The sequence below is a fragment of the Cognatazoarcus halotolerans genome, from assembly GCF_009800965.1.
GTDB lineage: Bacteria > Pseudomonadota > Gammaproteobacteria > Burkholderiales > Rhodocyclaceae > Cognatazoarcus > Cognatazoarcus halotolerans.
The window spans coordinates 1-363 of sequence record NZ_WUAF01000076.1 but is presented as its reverse complement, the minus strand read 5'-3'; the positions used below and the strand labels follow the sequence as shown (position 1 = coordinate 363).

The following is a 363-nucleotide window of genomic DNA, read 5'->3' as shown; positions in this document are numbered from 1 at the left end:
GAGCACTTGGCGCGATTTCTTCTGAACTCGATGCGCTCTATTCGAGCACGGGTCGCCCGTCGATTCCGCCGGAGCGGCTGCTCAAGGGCCAATTGCTCATCGCGCTGTATTCGATTCGCTCCGATCGGCAGTTCTGCGAGCAGCTCGATTACAACATTCTCTTCCGCTGGTTTCTCGACATGGATCTGGGGAGCACCAGTCTGGATCAATCGCATTTCAGTCGGCTGCGCGAGCGACTGGTGGTCACCGATATCGCGCGCCGATTTTTTGATGAAGTCGTGTGCCTTGCGCGCCGTGAGCGGCTGCTGTCTTCCGATCACTTCACCGTCGATGGCACGCTGATCGAAGCCTGGGCCTCGTTCA

1 protein-coding gene is annotated in these 363 nt (G+C 58.4%); it reads left to right on the top strand.

From position 1 onward, the window contains the following. Positions 1-363: transposase (locus tag GQB03_RS22730; RefSeq protein WP_200832432.1), on the top strand; the 363-nt coding region annotated here is incomplete at both ends.